Source organism: Prevotella sp. oral taxon 317 str. F0108, from assembly GCF_000162415.1.
GTDB lineage: Bacteria > Bacteroidota > Bacteroidia > Bacteroidales > Bacteroidaceae > Prevotella > Prevotella conceptionensis.
In genome coordinates this window covers 576,795-592,784 of sequence record NZ_GG740073.1, presented here as the reverse complement: position 1 = coordinate 592,784, position 15,990 = coordinate 576,795, and the positions used below count along the sequence as shown (strand labels likewise).

Sequence of the window (15,990 nt, the reverse complement as noted above, 5' to 3'; positions counted from 1 at the left end):
ACGGGTTGACGAGTTAACAAGTCTGATTTTCCTGCTTTTTTATGCTCATGTCGACTTAACGAAACAGGCTTTCCTCACGTGTTTCTGGGCACAAACTGCATTTCGCGCGTTCGCACAGCGTAATTAGCAAAGGGCATTTGCTGTGGGCAATGGCACGCGAGTGTTGATACAAAGATACAATAATATTGTGATGGCGCGCAAAAACCTTAGGCTATTGTTGCGTTGTACCCGAAATATTTAGCATCTGTTGTTGCAAAATGAACAATAGACTAAGCGGTTTAACCACACTAATGCGCTATCTTATGCACTCCATTTCCTGCTAACCCACATCAGCACGAAATAAAGTAGCGCACCAGAGATAAGTCCTGCGAAGGCATCGATGGCGTAATGGGCCATGATATACACGGTGGAGAAACACATCAGCACGAAGAAAGGGAGCAGACAGAACACCAAACGGCGGTTGCGCGTGTGCCAAGCAAGGAGCATAATGATGGTGCTGATGCCCACATGACTGCTGGGGAAGGCAGCCGTAGGACGTTCGCCCGCCTCGTGAGCGTGCTCCACCATCTGATAGAATATGCCATTGGCATAGCCAGGACTGGTAAGGCGTTCGCTGTGCAGGTTGAAGTAGTCGCCAACGTTGGGAAAAATGCCCATCGCAATCTTTTCCATGCCCACGGCAGGATAATAATATTGCGGACCCGTTACGGGCAAGGCTACGAACACCACGTAATAGATGAAGAAGGCGGCGATAAGCACGAACGATGCCCTTTCGAACTCGGCGTAACGGCAAAAGAAGTAAAACAGCGTTACGGCCAATATCATGGGGAAGTAAGAGGCGTAGCCCATGTCCATCAGTTCGCTAAACCAAGCGGAAGGCATGGCATCGCAAAACACTAGCGCAGGCTGAAAACCAAACACCGATTGCTCGGCTTGCGCAAACACATGGTCGAGGTTGGGCAGTATGCGGTTAAGCTCGTAGGTGTCGGGATACCACCAAGAAAGCAAGTAAAGCTGTGCCACAACGCGCGTTAGCTTGGTGAACCGACAAGGCACAAGGCGGTAAACAACCCACAATGCAACGATGATGATGCCGATGCGAACGCGTCCCCATATCATGGATTCGGGGTTGGCAAGTTTGGTATAAGTGAAGAACACCATGAGCAGCGTTAGTGCCATGTAAGCCAGCACAACCCATTCTAGTGCCATCAGCCCCTTTTTGGGCGACTTCTCTATTGCGAAGAGTGATTTGATGAAGTTCATTGTTGTGTAGATGCAGTTACAACCAACCGTTCTCCTTATACCATTTCACGGTTAGCGCGGTGCCCTCTTCGAGGTTCACTTGGGCGTGATAACCCAGCTCGTCCATCGTTGGTTCGATGTTACACCGCCAGTTGCGTTGTTTCAAGATGTGGTACTTGTCGTTGTTGAGTGCCGAAATGCGCCCCGTTGCTCGGCCAATGTACTCGCCAAAGAACGTAACCACGCGCAAGAACCATACGGGAGCCTTGATGCGCAACATCCAAGGTTTGCCCAAATTGCGGTGGATCAGGTCGCTGAAATCGTACGAACGGTACACGCCACCGTCGCTAAGGAAATACTTTCGGCCGCTCATGCCGTGGTCGAGCGCCAAGAAAACGGCCTGAACCACATCTTGAACATACACAAAAGTGATGTCTTGCGGCTTGTATCCCACGGCAAAGTCGATGTGTTGCTTGATGCTTTTGGCCATGAGGAAGTAGTCTTTCTCGCGCGGACCGTACACGCCAGTGGGCCTTAGCACGATGTAAGGCAACACCACATCGGTTATTTCGCCGTCTTCGTTCTTGGGATTTAGCGAGTCTAGGTATTGTTCGGCCAACAACTTACTGTGTCCGTAGGCCGTGTTAGGCATGGGTTGGTCGGTTTCTTGTATTTCTTCGTAAGGCTGCTGCTCGCGTACAGGACCGAAAACGCTGAGCGAAGAGATGAACACAAAGCGTTTAAGCGGCATTTTCAAGTCTATCACAGCATTGGCCAAGTTCTTCGTCCCCTCAGTGTTTACTCGGTAGAAGTCGTTGCGATGCAAGCATTTGGTTGCTCCCGCAGCATGCACCACGTAGTCGAAATGGTGTCCGCCGAGTTGGCTTTTCAGTCGTTCGGCATTGCCCAAATCAAGCTCCACGAAACGAATGCGCTTGTCTTGGAGGTATTCTTTTGAGCTGCTTTTCCTTACGGCAGCCCACACTTCCATGCCTCTGTTAAGGGCTTCTTCTACGATAAAGCTCCCAATAAACCCGCTTGCGCCTGTAACAAGTATTTTGTCCATAGTCGATATTTGTTCTTTTCTTAGCTAACTAGTTAACGGATTATCGGTTGCAATAGCCGTCTACAAGTTAACCATTGGCTTAGCCAAAACGTATGGAATGTTTGCCGATTTCGGCCCTCATCCCTCGCATTAAAATGCAAAGATACCACAGATTTTTTACAAAAACGAAAGGTGGACCGGGATTTATTTGCGTATGTTGTAAGTATATAACATGGTTTTATGTTTTGTTTGTGCTTGTCGGCGGCACTGTCATGACGTTTCGTTTGTGAAAAACATCTTTAATAATGAAGTAGTCTTGACTTTAAAAATTTCTATAACTTGAGAGGAGTGCACCACAAGTCAACTCACTGGCTTATAAACTAACGAAAGCCGAACAACTCACGAAGGCATCAACGCACAAACTTACCAACTCATCAACTTATCAACTCAAAATCTTAAATCGCTATCTTTTATTTTACAATGCCGCTCTAATTTTCGCTCCGTTCTAGCGAGAATACAGGCTAAAAAGTAGGTAAATTACTACTTTTTCTAGATTTTCTCGCCTTCCGTCTTGTCTATTTTTAAGAACAAGGCCTGCATTTTGCACCATTTTGCCTTTCTAGTTTGGTTGCCAACTCATAATTTCTTAAGCCCAATTACCCACTTTTAGCCCCTAAAACTCCATATTCTAATGGCTATTTTGCCCTTTTTGACCCTGTTTTTAACGGCTCTAAAAGGTTTTGTTTGTACAATTTCAGTGGATATTTATGCTTTTCGTCTTACGTTTAGCGGCATTTTGCACCGCATTTTGCACCATTTTACCTTGCGTTTAGCATCAAAACGCACTGCATTTAGCACCAAAACGCACTGCGTTTAGCGGCATATTGCACTGCGTTTTGCACCATATTGCTGTACATTTAGCCGCAAATAGCCCCAAGTGTGGTGCAAATGGCGGTCTTTTTAAATAAATATTCATTTCGCTGCATTCACAGGCTAACCCCTTTTTGCATCAAAACAAACCCTCGCGAGAATCGATTTTTTGCGGCAAGGTGGGCGGTTGGTGGATAAAAATGACACTCATTGTGTTAAAATCCTTGCTGAAAGGTTGACAGATTTTGGCAAGTTGGCAAGTTGGCAAATTGACGAGTAGACGAGTGGATAAGTGAACGGGGAATCGTTCAGCACTTCATATTGTGACCTAGATACGTCCTTTTTGACATAAGAACATAAGTAGGTGGTTCTGATAGTAACTTCAACGTAGATCTAAATAGGTCCTTTTTGACATAAGAACATAAGAGACATAAAAAAGTGCGTTTTACTATTTCCTCGTCATAAGTAGAAGGGGCTAATCGTTCTTTTCTCGCCATGACCATGTTCGAGCAAGCTCGACATTGTTCATCTGGCTTAACGAAAACGTTCATCTTTTCGTATTGTGACCTAAATACGTCCATTTTGACATAAGAACAGATGAAACATAAAAAAGTGCGCTTTACTTTTTCCTCATCATAAGTAGAAGGGGCTAATCGTTCTTTTCTCGCCATGACCATGTTCGAGCAAACCCGACATTGTTCATCTGGCTTAACGAAAAACGTTCATCTCTTCATATTGTGACCTAAATACGTCCTTTTTGACATAAGAACATAAGAGACATAAAGAAGTGCGTTTTACTTTTTCCTCATTATGTGCCGCAGGGAAGATGCTTTCAACTTGTAAAGAGTGTATTGAAAAAACTCCCGCCAGGTTACCTTTTTTTGAGGATAGCCATGTTTTGTCGCAGGCGAATGGGGCAGAATTTCAGATTTCGTCACATCTTTGTTCAGCACTTCGTGCATGAGCGGGGCGTTTATGTTGGTTTTACGGCACAAAGACATAAACTCCTCTCAATTTGTAGAAAGATTAAAAGTCAATACGACTTCAATACATGATGTTTGTTCGCTTTTTCTCTTTCGCAAGTTTTCTTGGCTCGTACGTTTGCCTATTTGTTGGCTTTTCTTTAATTTTGCGCAAAGGAATGGTTAATCGTAAGGCATGCGATGGGCCATGTTACATTAAAAGGAAGAAAGATTATGAGGCAAGAGAAAAGAACTAAATCGGTGTTAAAACAATATGCCGAGCAACGTAAGCTGATGTACTCCATTGTCTTAGCTTGTGCTATCATCCTGATGTGTTGCTATCTGGGCTATTGCTTTAGGCGTGATTGCGCGATAAGAGATAACGCAAAAGAAAGCTCTGCCACTATGGAAAGACAACAAAAATAGAGGCTGCCTCTACTGGTTGATATCGAGCAATAAGGACAATCTCTTTTGGAGTGAGGCAAAATTTTATGACCCTTGCCCCGAGATGAGTTCTTTATATATTGCACAATTAGTCTTAGCGAGTCTTCAAAATGGAACGGCTATCTCTGTGTTGCAGTTTCATTTTTCGTGACTATGCACCCTAGCTGCAAGGCAAAACCACGGTGTTTTTCCATATTATTCTGTTGAAAGCAGCCGCATTTTTTTGCACTTCGTTTTTGAAGTACAATCTATACCCATTCCTATCTTGCCCTTTTTCTCCTCTTTCTTCGTCATCTTTCGGATGTTCTGGATTACTTGTTTCCTGTTCTTAAACTATCTAAATTCTTCTGTATTAGATATTTTTATGTCAAAATGTTTTGCCGGGACGAATAATATTCGTATATTAGCATCGTAAAAAGAAGACCGTTTCAGATTGGCTTTAAGGGGTGGCACCGGCATGCTTGTGCGCCACTCTGAGGCCAAGATGGTTGCGAACGGCTACGTTGTTAATCCCAGCATCATTGCCAATGTTGGTTTTTGCAAGCGTGGCGCACTGCTAAGGCATGGTGTCCTGATTGTGGTTGTTGATGTGCGCCGTGCAAGCTCTCGCGTTGGAACAAGGCCTGATGGCTCTCTGCAAGGGAACGTGGCTCGGTAATCGCACTTTTTACGGTGAACGCATGATGTGTGTGAATGCAACTATTCGTTCATCAGCTATCTCTCTCTATTGTTTAATTAGCCCCAGGAGTTAACAGGTTACTTCTGGGGCACACTTTTCTTTAAAGGTGAAAAATTGAAAAGGTGAAAGGGTGAAAAGATGGCTAACGCCCTTTAAGGGTGAAAAGATGAAAAAATGGCTACGCCTTTAAAGGTGTCTAGCGGTTTCTAGGTTTCTAGTTCATTCTAGCTTTCGGACAAGTCAGACTGGTCAGACTTATCCTATTAGCCTAACATCACCAATACATTTGGCCTAACTCCTTAACTCCTTTACCTCCCCCTACTCCCTCATCAACTTCTTTCTGAAAATCTTTAAGGTTGATGTCAGATAGTTCTTAACCGTTTGTGATGATAGGTTCAGCGATTCGGCAATTTCTTGGATAGGCATATTCTCTTCTCTGCTCATCTCGTATATCTGACAAGCACGCTTAGAGAGCAGACCTTTCGTCTGTTGCAGTCGGTTTATAAACTCTTCATAATCAAGTTGTTCTTCGGGCGTAGGCAATAAAGAAAGCTTATTACACGATTGGCGATAGTCCTCAAAATCAATCTGCCTGATTTGTTTTCTGAAACCATCAATTATCAGATTTCTAGCGATGGTGAACAATAAGGCATGCACATTTCCATAACAATCCAATTGTCCTCGTGTGTTCCACAATTTCAAGAACGTTTCTTGCACGATGTCTTCCGAAAGCACACTATTCCTTGTTTGCACCAAAGCAAAGCTGTATAGTTTGCTTGCATAGTGCGTATACAAATCGGAGAAAGCCTCATAAGAACCTTCCTTTAACAGCGCGATATATTCTTCATAATTGTCTTTCATGGGAAAAGGAAATAAGGTCTTTCAACAAGGCGGAACGAAACAGGCTGGTATAACGAAAGGCCCTCGGCCATCAAGCCCCACAATGTTCCACTTGATGTTCGAGCCACTCCATATTGAAGTTGCTCAAAATTCGCCTGAGACAACCGCTCCGACGAATACCGCCGACATAGTTCAACAATTCGTTTCACCATAAAATGCTAACATCTACAATAATAGATACGCAAAAACACCAACGCAATACCTTAATATAACTTTCATTAACGTACGAACCGATTTATACCAATGGGCATTATCCAGCCAGCAGGTGCAACTGTGCAGCACCATATCGCAAATTTAGTGATAAAATTTGAGCGTGCCATGTCTTTTACTTATCTTTGCATTGGTAACCTATCTGGCTTTGGGAGTTTTGGGGAAATAGGGTTGCAACCCATCTCCTTGCCTTCCTTTACAATAATGGCCTGTAACCAAAAGGCAATAAAGAGCCTACGACTTTGCCAAAAGTAGGGGCGAAACCTGCCACAGACGGACGGCTGATAAAAATCAACGCAAATGAACATAGCTGTATTTTGTTCGGCAAATGCCGACATCGACCCACGCTTTTTCAAGGCTACCACAGCCTTGGGGCGTTGGTGTGCCGAGAATGGACACGTTGTACTTTTCGGCGGAACGAACCTAGGACTGATGGAATGTGTGGCTAAAGCGGCGCACGAGGCTGGCGGACGCGTGGTGGGCGTTGTGCCTAAGTTCGTGGAAGAGGGCGGAAAGGTGTCGACATATGTGGATGAGGTGTACCGTTGCGAGAACCTTACCGACCGAAAAGAGATGCTCAACACGCTGTGCGACGTGGCTATCGCATTGCCGGGCGGTGTGGGAACGCTCGATGAGGTGTTTACGCTAGCTGCCGCAAACACCGTTGGCTATCGCCACCAACGCGTTATACTCTATAATATGGAGGGCTTTTGGGACACGCTTGTGGCTCTGCTCGACAACCTAGAACGACAAGGCATGATTCGCGGCAACTGTCGCAGTCGTATATCGGTGGTAAATAACCTCGACGAGCTGGAAGAGGATTTAAAAGGTGAAAGGGTGAAAAAGTGAAAGGGTGAAAAGATGGCTACGCCCTTTAACCAAAAAGCCGCCCTCACAATACAGCGAGGGCGGCCATTTATTATCTCTTCTTAAGCTAGAAGCAATTACTGGATAGCTTCCGTCAGTTCTGCACCAGCCTTAAACTTAGCAACCTTCTTGGCCGCGATAGTAATCTTCTCTTTCGTTGCGGGGTTAACGCCACCATGTGCGGGGCGTTCGTTAACGCTGAATGTGCCGAAGCCAACCAGCTGAACCTTGTCGCCCTTCACAAGAGTTTCCTTAATTGCTGCAACTGTTGCGTCTAACGCCTTCTTCGAGTCAGCTTTGCTCAAGCCAGAGCCTGCTGCGATTTTGTCAATCAAATCTGTTTTGTTCATATAACTTTGAATTATAAAAGTGATAAATGTATATGCGTTATCTCAGAACTGGGAACAAATATAGACCTTTACTTTCAAAAATCAAACGAAAAGGAAAAAAAAGTGAAGTTTTTTTTGAAAAATTGTCGTTCCGTAGGGCTTTTTATGCGCATTAACAGATATTTTTAGTACTTTTGCCCATGTTATAACATTTCAAACAAAGCATATCATTAATGGGCAACATACCTACAATTACCAAGAATTTGCTTATCATCAACGTGCTAGCTTTCTTGGCCACGTTAGTCATCCAAAGCAGTTCGGGCATCGACCTCAACAACATACTCGGCCTCCACTTTTTCAGAGCGTCCGAGTTCCGCATTTACCAACTCGTAACCTACATGTTCATGCATGGCGGATTTGCGCACTTGTTCTTCAACATGTTTGCGTTGTGGATGTTTGGTGTGGTGGTCGAAGGTGTATGGGGACCGCGCAAATTCCTATTTTATTATATAGCCTGCGGCATCGGTGCAGGCTTGATGCAAGAGTTGGCACAGTTTGTAGAGATTTACTTGCAACTCAACGCTCAAGCTCCCTTGGGCGTGGGCGATGCCTTTATTGTAATGGGGCAATTGGCCAACCAGCTTAACGGACTTACCACCGTTGGCGCATCGGGAGCCATCTATGCCATCCTCTTGGCCTTCGGAATGATCTTCCCCGAGAACAAGATATTCATCTTCCCCATCCCCATCCCCATCAAAGCCAAATGGTTTGTTATGGGTTACGCCGCATTAGAGCTTTACCAGGCCATGGCCGGAACGGGTGGCAACGTGGCTCACTTGGCTCACTTGGGCGGAATGATATTCGGTTTCTTCATGATACGCTACTGGCAACGACACCCTTCACACGACTTCTCGCAGCGAAGGGGTACCAACGCCTTCGAACGCATGAAGGATTTCTACGAAAAACACCGCCAACCCACACCCGAAAGCCCACGCGAAGAAACGCGGGCCGAGAGCGACTGGGACTATAACGCGCGCCGAAAGGCCGAACAAGACGAGGTGGACCGCATACTGGACAAGATACGCAAAAGCGGTTACGACAGTCTTACGCGCGAAGAAAAGCAACGTCTCTTCGACCAAAGCAAACGCCAATAAGCAAAACCGAGATGCAGGCAAAAGTAAAAAAATGGATTGTTCAGCTTGCCAGTGGCGCCAACGTGGCCACCATCTTGGTAATGCTAGCTGTAGGATACAGCGACAGGCTTAACCCCGCCAGCCACCCATTGATGGCCACGCTGGGCCTCACCTTCCCCGTATTCCTAGCCATCAATGCCGCCTTCTTAGTGTTTTGGGCTTTCTTCAAACTGCGCCGAACGCTCATCCCGCTGGTTGGTTTCGTGGCTTGTTTCGGTCCTGTGCGCACGTACATACCATTAAATGTAAACAGCAATCCCACAGACAGCTGCCTTAAAGTGCTATCTTACAATACATTTCTGTGGGGCGGCGGCGAGGCCACAGAGCCACAACGCTGGGAAATGCTGAACTATGTGAAGGAGAAAGACGCCGACATACTATGCCTACAAGAGGCAAATCTGGGCGGAAAGTTCCAAGCAACCATCGACTCTTTGCTCAACAGCATCTACCCTTATCACGACATAAAGGAGAAAACCACCATCTACGACCGCCTAGCGATATACAGCAAGTACCCCATCGTGCGGTCAGAACGCGTGATGTATCCCCAAAGCGAAGATTTCAGTCAGGCTTGTTGGGTGGCCATGCCTGGCGATACGGTGCTGGTTGTCAACAACCATTTCGCCACAACAGGCCTAACCGAAGCCCAACGGCAAGAATTTAAGAGCATGCTCAAAGGCGACCTGCGCACCAAACAGATGCCCAGCCTAGGCAAAAGTCTGGTGCACAAACTGGGCGAATACGCCAAAATACGCGCTCCGCAGGTGCAATGCGTGGCCCAATTCGTACGCAAGCGCAAGGGACAAAGCATCATTCTCTGCGGCGACTTCAACGACAGCCCCATCTCATATGCCCACCGTTGCATGGCAAAAGAGCTAACTGACTGCTATGTTGCCAGCGGAAACGGCCCCGGCATAAGCTATCACCGCAACGCTTTCTACGTACGTATCGACAACATCATGTGCAGCGACGATTGGCAGCCGCTTAAATGCGTGGTAGAGAACAAAGTGAAGACATCCGACCACTATCCCATCTTTTGTCTGCTGCAAAAACTTCGCAAATAGGCAAAAAATGATAATATACAGAGCTAACTGTTTACTAATATCAGAAAAATCAGTAACTTTGCAGGGTTGTATGGTAACAGAAAAACAATAAAACAAAAATAAAGTAACAATGCAAAACAAAGGTATCGTAATTGTAACTGCCGTCTTGCTGACGCTTGCAAGTATCTTCTACCTGTCTTTTTCGGTGGCAACCCGTTACTATGACGGGAAGGCAGCCGAGCTAAAAGACCCCATTGCCCAACAAGATTACAAGGACTCCGTGAAGTATCTTGGCATCTACAGCTACCAAAGGTGTTTGGAAACACAAATTGGTTTGGGCTTGGACCTCAAAGGAGGTATGAACGTTATTCTTGAAATCAGCGTGCCCGACGTTATCGAGACACTGGCAGACCACAAGACCGACGCGGCTTTCACCAAGTCGCTAGAACAGGCTAAGAAAGAAGAAGAAACTAGCCAGAGCGACTTTATTTCGCTTTTCATCAAGTACTACAAACAAAACGCACCCGGCCACAAACTCGCCGAACTGTTCGCCACGCAACAACTGCAAGGCAAGGTCTCGCCGCAAAGCAGCGATGCCGAAGTAGAGAAAGTGCTGAGGACGGAAGTGCAAGCGGCCATCGACAACTCGTTCAACGTGGTGCGTACGCGTATCGACAAGTTCGGAGTGGTGCAACCCAACATACAGAAACTCGAAGGACAAGAAGGCCGCATCATGGTTGAAATGCCTGGCGTGCGCGAACCCGAACGCGTTCGTAAGCTATTGCAGGGCTCGGCCAACCTCGAATTCTGGGAAACATTCAACGCATCCGAGATTGTTCCTTACCTTACACAGCTTAATGCACGACTGGCCAGCGAACAAAACGGCACCGACACAGCTGCCGTAGACACCGCCAACGCCAGGGCTAAGGCCGAACAAGAGGTGGCTAAGGCCAAAAACGAGCAGCCGAAGTTTAAGCTAAATACGGGCGACGACAAGAAAACCGACGTGGCACAACGCGCCAACAATGCCCAAACGGCTGCCGCCATCAAGGCCAATCCGCTGTTCTCGCGCCTGCAACCCACTGGCGGAAACTCGCTAAGCATTGTGGGATATGCCAACATTCGCGACACTGCTGCCATCAATAAGCTTATTTATGGCCCCGTTGCCAAACAGGTTCTACCTCCCGACCTTAAACTGCTGTGGAGTGCAAAGCCCGCCGACCAGGCAAAGATGAAGAACATCTACGAGCTACATGCCATCAAAGTAACCTCCACCAATGGCCGTGCGCCAATTGAAGGCGACGTTGTTACCGATGCCAGCGACGAGTTTAACCACACAACTGGCGCACCCCAAGTGAGCATGCGCATGAACAGCGACGGTGCACGCCGTTGGGCTGCACTCACAAAGGCCAACGTTGGCAAGGCCATTGCCATCGTTTTGGACAACGCTGTGTACAGCGCGCCCCGCGTAAGCAATGAAATCGACGGCGGCTCGTCGTCTATCAGCGGTAACTTCACCATCGAAGAAACTAAAGACCTTGCCAATACGCTGAAGAGTGGACGTATGCCTGCACCCGCACGCATTGTTCAAGAAGAGGTAGTTGGCCCCACACTGGGTGCACAATCCATCCAACAAGGTATCCAGTCGTTTGCCATCGCCTTCGTGGTGCTCATGGTTTACATGGTGTTGATGTACGGCTTCACGCCGGGTATGATGGCTAACACGGCCCTCATCGTCAACCTGTTCTTCACGCTAGGTATCTTAACGTCGTTCCAAGCCGCACTAACGCTATCGGGTATTGCGGGTATGGTGCTGTCGTTAGGTACGGCCGTGGATGCCAACGTGCTTATTTACGAACGAACCAAGGAAGAACTGGCAGCAGGAAAAGGCCTTAAACAGGCCATCAAGGAGGGCTACGGAAACGCGTTCTCGGCCATTTTCGACTCTAACCTTACCTCTATCATCACGGGTATCATCCTCTATTCGTTCGGTACGGGTCCCATCCGCGGTTTCGCAACAACGCTTATCATCGGTATCGTTTGTTCGTTCTTCACCGCCGTGTTCCTCACTCGTTTGGTTTACGAGTATCAACTGAACAAGGATCGCTGGACGAAACTCACCTTCACCACGGGTTTCTCGAAGAACTTCATGCAGAATGTACACTTCCCCTTCATGAGTGTTTACAAGAAGACCTTCGTGCTAGTAGCAGTACTTTTGGCCGTATTCGTAGGCAGTTTCGTAACTCGTGGACTTAGTCGCAGCATCGACTTCACCGGTGGACGCAACTATGTGGTTACGTTCGAAAAGCAAGTGCAACCTGAACAAGTGCGCGGCATACTGGCCAACGCATTCCCCGGCTGCACCACTGGCGCCCTTGCGCTAGGCACCGACCACAAAACCATCCGTATATCAACCAACTATAAGATAGAAAGCAACAGCCCCACGGTAGACGATGAGGCAGAAACCATACTGTATAACGCCTTGAAGAAGGCTGGACTGGTTTCGCAAAAGAACGTCGATGCCTTTAAAAACCCCGACATCCGTCAAGGCGGCTCCATCATCAGCAGTACCAAGGTTGGTCCTTCGGTGGCAAAAGACATCACCTACGGCGCCATCATCAGCGTGCTGTTGGCCATCTTCGCCATCTTCGTTTACATCCTCATACGTTTCCGCAACGTGGCCTTCTCGGTTGGTTCAACCGTGGCTTTGGCCATCGACACCACCTTCGTCATCGGTCTTTACTCACTGCTGTGGGGGTTCATGCCCTTCTCTTTGGAAATCGACCAAACGTTTATCGGTGCCATCCTAACGGTTATCGGTTACTCCATTAACGACAAAGTGGTGGTGTTCGACCGTATTCGCGAGAACATGAAGTTGCATCCCAAGCAAGATTTCCGCAGCTTGTTCAACGACAGTATCAACCAAACGTTGGCCCGAACCATCAACACGTCGTTCTCAACGCTTATCGTGTTGCTCTGCATCTTGTTCTTGGGTGGCGAAAGCATCCAGAGTTTCGCCTTCGCCATGAGCCTTGGTGTTATCTTCGGTACGCTCTCGTCTATCTTCATCGCTGCCCCCATCGCCTTCCTTACCTTGGGTAAAACCCAAAAAGGACGCGCTTTGGAAGCCGCAACAGTATAACGAAACGCGCTAACGCACACAATAAAGTCCAGCCCCACTCCTTATATAATATAGGGAGTGGGGCATGTTTTATTGCAGAAATTTAATTTCTTCGTTTGCGAGTTTACAAGGCGTTAAGCTCGTGAAGAGATTAAACGAAAGTAAGGGATTAAACACAGAACAAGATGAACTTTATAGAAGACTTGAAACGACTACGGAAAATACACGAATTAATCAGCGGGCAGAACACGGGCTCTCCTGAAAAATTGGCCGCAGCTATTTGTGTTTCCCGAAGTGAGCTATATTATATCCTCCGAGAATTAAAAAAGATGGGTGCGCAGATATGTTACGACAGGCGCAAACGTTCATTTTGTTATGTCAACAATTTTAAGTTGAATATGGAGATTAAGGTAAGCTATCTTGGAGAGCAAGAGATGAGTATTCTTGGTTGTGGGCTCGTTGGTTGCAGAACATGCAGAAGTGTTCTGTACAACGCATTTGTACAGAATGTCACCTTTTAATCAGACTTGCTTTATAAAAACTCCCCTAACCAATCTTTATAATATGCGCTCTACCTGGTTGGGCAAATAGTGGGAGGCATCAGTCAGAACCTAGAATCAATAGCCGCCTGCGTTTATAATCCAACATCCACTTCTTACCTTGAAGGAATTCTGCGTTTATGCATGGTTCTTTTAGTCCACTATTATTTGACTTACCAAAATCCAAATTAAAATTGAGATTCGATATTTCTACTGGTACGTTTTTACACCATCCTACCTTTTTATAGGTTAATTTCTCAGCAATGTTAGCACCAGGTAACTTAACGCTGTCGGTTGGGGTGATGTCAAAGTTAGAAGGCACTGCATTTCGTACCGACCCTGTATCGAAAAATATCCGTGTGTATTTGCCTCCAATTTTCCCTTCAAAATAGATGAGGTTCAAGGCTGCATCGGCATATTTTTTCCATTTTATCGTGGCAACAACATTCTTAGGCACACGCATATATCGCTGAAGCGTATACTCCTTCAGGTCGCAACACCACAAATCCTTTTTTAAAACCTCGCCACCGATGACAAATTTAGGAGCGAATTGTTGAAGTGTCCCTGCTAAATCAACCAAATAACATCTCACCTTTGTATAAACCACCCCGCCAAATGCAATGCTGTCTAGATATACATAAGATGTGTTGATGTTTTTGCCCATTGTGTTCCCCATCGTTGCATTTACTTGCTCTCCTTTAATTTGGCAAGAGTCAACGGCGTATGTAGAATCAATGATGCATACAGAACTACCTGTGTCAATAATCGTTTCGCGGATTGTGCTGCACAAGCCAGAACTGAAGATGGACGCATCTACATACATCAAGTTGTTTTTTATTGTGATTTGCGATTGCGCAATAAACGCCGTGGCTTGAAAGAAGACAAATAAGCCTACAATTAGGCGTAAACAATCACATTTGGCGATTGATTTCGTTTTAATCATTATCATAACTTACACACGATATTTTGGAGTAAAGGATTGCTATCATGATAAAGCAGTTCTTTATCATTGAATGAGTAAAACTGCGATAGACACTTTGGCAGCCATTCTAAAATTTGGAGTATCTGCCGCTTTTACGTAACATGTTTCTTGGGCCATTCCCAAAGATTGTCAATTCGAGTTTCTACCGCCATAAGCAGCAGTTTTTCTCGTCCATTGTTGGAGGGCTCATTAGTTTCTCTTTCATAGTTTTGTTGTTTAAGCTTGTATGTTTATGTAGGCTGTTGGTTTCTGGCCATGCGAAGATACTTAGAAAAAACGACACTTGGCAAGTTTTCTTCAAGAAATTAAAGCACCATATAAAACAAAGGTGTGGAGCATGGCTTATGTGCCATTGCCGCTAGTCTGTCCCTGCACGTTGCTTTCCTGCCTGTTTCTAACAACTGCTTTGGTTAAATAAAGTAATTATATTTTACAAAACACAGTTGGGCTTACACCCCATTCTAGCGAAAATAAGGTCATAAAACATGCTTTTTAACATCATTATCAACTTCGGGTGTTATGTTTTTAATCCAATTCTAAGAATTCTGCGTGCATTTTGCACCATTTTGCCTTTCTATTTGGGTTGCTGGTTCGTCTTTTTTAAGGCCCGAAAACCTACTTTTAGCCCCTAAAAACCCACTTTTTAACGACCATTTCGCCCTTTCCGGCCATATTTTTCATGGTTCTAAAAGGTTTTATTTATACCATTGCTGTGTATTTTTATGCTTTTCATCTTGCGTTTAGCACCATTTTACCTTGCATTTAGCAGCAAAACGCACTGCAGTTAGCACCAAAACACCCTGCATTTTGCACCAAAACGCACTGCGTTTAGCGGCATATTGCACTGCATTTAGCACCAAAACACACCGCATTTTGCTGCAAATCGCCCAAAAACGGGTGTTAGTGGCGGTCGTTTTAAATAAATATACATTTCATCACATTCACAGGCTGACCCCCTTTTGCATCAAAACAAACCTCTGCGAGAATCGATTTTTTGCGGCAAGGTGAGCGATTGGTGGATAAAAAGACACTCATAATGTTAAAATTCTTACTAAAAACAAGACAAAACGATTGTACTGCATACACGCGCGAGTGGGCAACGGCACAGAGAACACGTGCGCTTGCCGTCGCCTGTGCAAGCGGTTGCAGGGCATGCTGCCTTGGCCAAAGGCACCACCCTGCATGTTAAGAAGAAGGCGAAAGTAAGGCCATAAGAAGATACAACCTCAGTGTTTTTTAAGCCTTTTGGGGCAGAAACAATCAAATTAAACCCCAATCGGTTGTTGAAACCTGTGCAGATTTGGCTTGCTTGTTGGGCATGTTGTTTGTCTTATTCATGAGGGAACAGTGGGACTGCGTTGAGAAAGCAAGGCAGCCGAGATGCCGACAAGCAAACCAAAGATGAGCAGGAGGCATTACTTTTCTTTCTTCCGCTTGCTTGCACATGAAACAAGTTGTACGTTTGCAATCGGGTTTCAGTCAAACAGTATTGCTTTTGGCACATTGTTGATAGAAAGACGCTAAACATGTGTAGCATGACATCAATAAACCCTTACGCAGACAAGAA

Annotated in this window: 10 protein-coding genes; 5 read left to right on the top strand and 5 right to left on the bottom strand. The window is 45.9% G+C overall.

Annotated elements, in window-relative coordinates:
• Positions 1-300: 300 nt before the first annotated feature.
• The 3 genes from HMPREF0670_RS08895 to HMPREF0670_RS08875 form a co-directional block, all read right to left on the bottom strand.
• Complete coding sequence (locus HMPREF0670_RS08895) at positions 301-1,263, bottom strand: phosphatase PAP2 family protein (protein WP_009230827.1); 963 nt, start codon at positions 1,261-1,263, stop codon at positions 301-303.
• A 16-nt stretch (positions 1,264-1,279) separates the two neighbouring features.
• Positions 1,280-2,308 (bottom strand): NAD-dependent epimerase/dehydratase family protein, encoded by a 1,029-nt coding sequence (locus HMPREF0670_RS08890; protein ID WP_009230826.1) that lies wholly within the window; start codon positions 2,306-2,308, stop codon positions 1,280-1,282.
• Positions 2,309-5,560: 3,252 nt separating this feature from the next.
• On the bottom strand, positions 5,561-6,103 hold the full coding sequence (locus tag HMPREF0670_RS08875) for an RNA polymerase sigma factor (RefSeq protein ID WP_009230825.1): 543 nt from the start codon (positions 6,101-6,103) through the stop codon (positions 5,561-5,563).
• Positions 6,104-6,652: 549 nt separating this feature from the next.
• Here HMPREF0670_RS08875 and HMPREF0670_RS08860 point away from each other — a divergent pair.
• Positions 6,653-7,201 carry a TIGR00730 family Rossman fold protein gene (locus HMPREF0670_RS08860; RefSeq protein WP_009230823.1) on the top strand — a complete coding sequence of 183 codons (549 nt, stop codon included), beginning with the start codon at positions 6,653-6,655 and terminating at the stop codon, positions 7,199-7,201.
• Between the two features lie 95 nt (positions 7,202-7,296).
• On the opposite strand, the gene HMPREF0670_RS08855 is transcribed toward HMPREF0670_RS08860, so the two are convergent.
• The gene (locus HMPREF0670_RS08855; RefSeq protein WP_009230822.1) at positions 7,297-7,569 is read right to left on the bottom strand and encodes an HU family DNA-binding protein; all 273 of its coding nucleotides are present in this window, start codon (positions 7,567-7,569) and stop codon (positions 7,297-7,299) included.
• A gap of 212 nt (positions 7,570-7,781) precedes the next feature.
• Here HMPREF0670_RS08855 and HMPREF0670_RS08850 point away from each other — a divergent pair, with 212 nt between their 5' ends.
• The 4 genes from HMPREF0670_RS08850 to HMPREF0670_RS08835 all read left to right on the top strand — a co-directional run bounded on the left by HMPREF0670_RS08850 (position 7,782) and on the right by HMPREF0670_RS08835 (position 13,423).
• Positions 7,782-8,702, top strand: coding sequence for a rhomboid family intramembrane serine protease (locus HMPREF0670_RS08850; protein ID WP_009230821.1), 921 nt, complete (start codon positions 7,782-7,784; stop codon positions 8,700-8,702).
• 11 nt (positions 8,703-8,713) lie between these two features.
• Complete coding sequence (locus HMPREF0670_RS08845) at positions 8,714-9,802, top strand: endonuclease/exonuclease/phosphatase family protein (protein WP_009230820.1); 1,089 nt, start codon at positions 8,714-8,716, stop codon at positions 9,800-9,802.
• A gap of 109 nt (positions 9,803-9,911) precedes the next feature.
• On the top strand, positions 9,912-12,923 hold the full coding sequence (gene secDF, locus HMPREF0670_RS08840) for a protein translocase subunit SecDF (RefSeq protein WP_009230819.1): 3,012 nt from the start codon (positions 9,912-9,914) through the stop codon (positions 12,921-12,923).
• Between the two features lie 164 nt (positions 12,924-13,087).
• Positions 13,088-13,423 carry a hypothetical protein gene (locus HMPREF0670_RS08835; RefSeq protein ID WP_052296873.1) on the top strand — a complete coding sequence of 112 codons (336 nt, stop codon included), beginning with the start codon at positions 13,088-13,090 and terminating at the stop codon, positions 13,421-13,423.
• 79 nt (positions 13,424-13,502) lie between these two features.
• Here HMPREF0670_RS08835 and HMPREF0670_RS08830 read toward each other — a convergent pair whose 3' ends face one another.
• Positions 13,503-14,390 (bottom strand): retropepsin-like aspartic protease, encoded by an 888-nt coding sequence (locus HMPREF0670_RS08830; protein WP_044078011.1) that lies wholly within the window; start codon positions 14,388-14,390, stop codon positions 13,503-13,505.
• Between the last annotated feature and the right edge of the window lie 1,600 nt (positions 14,391-15,990).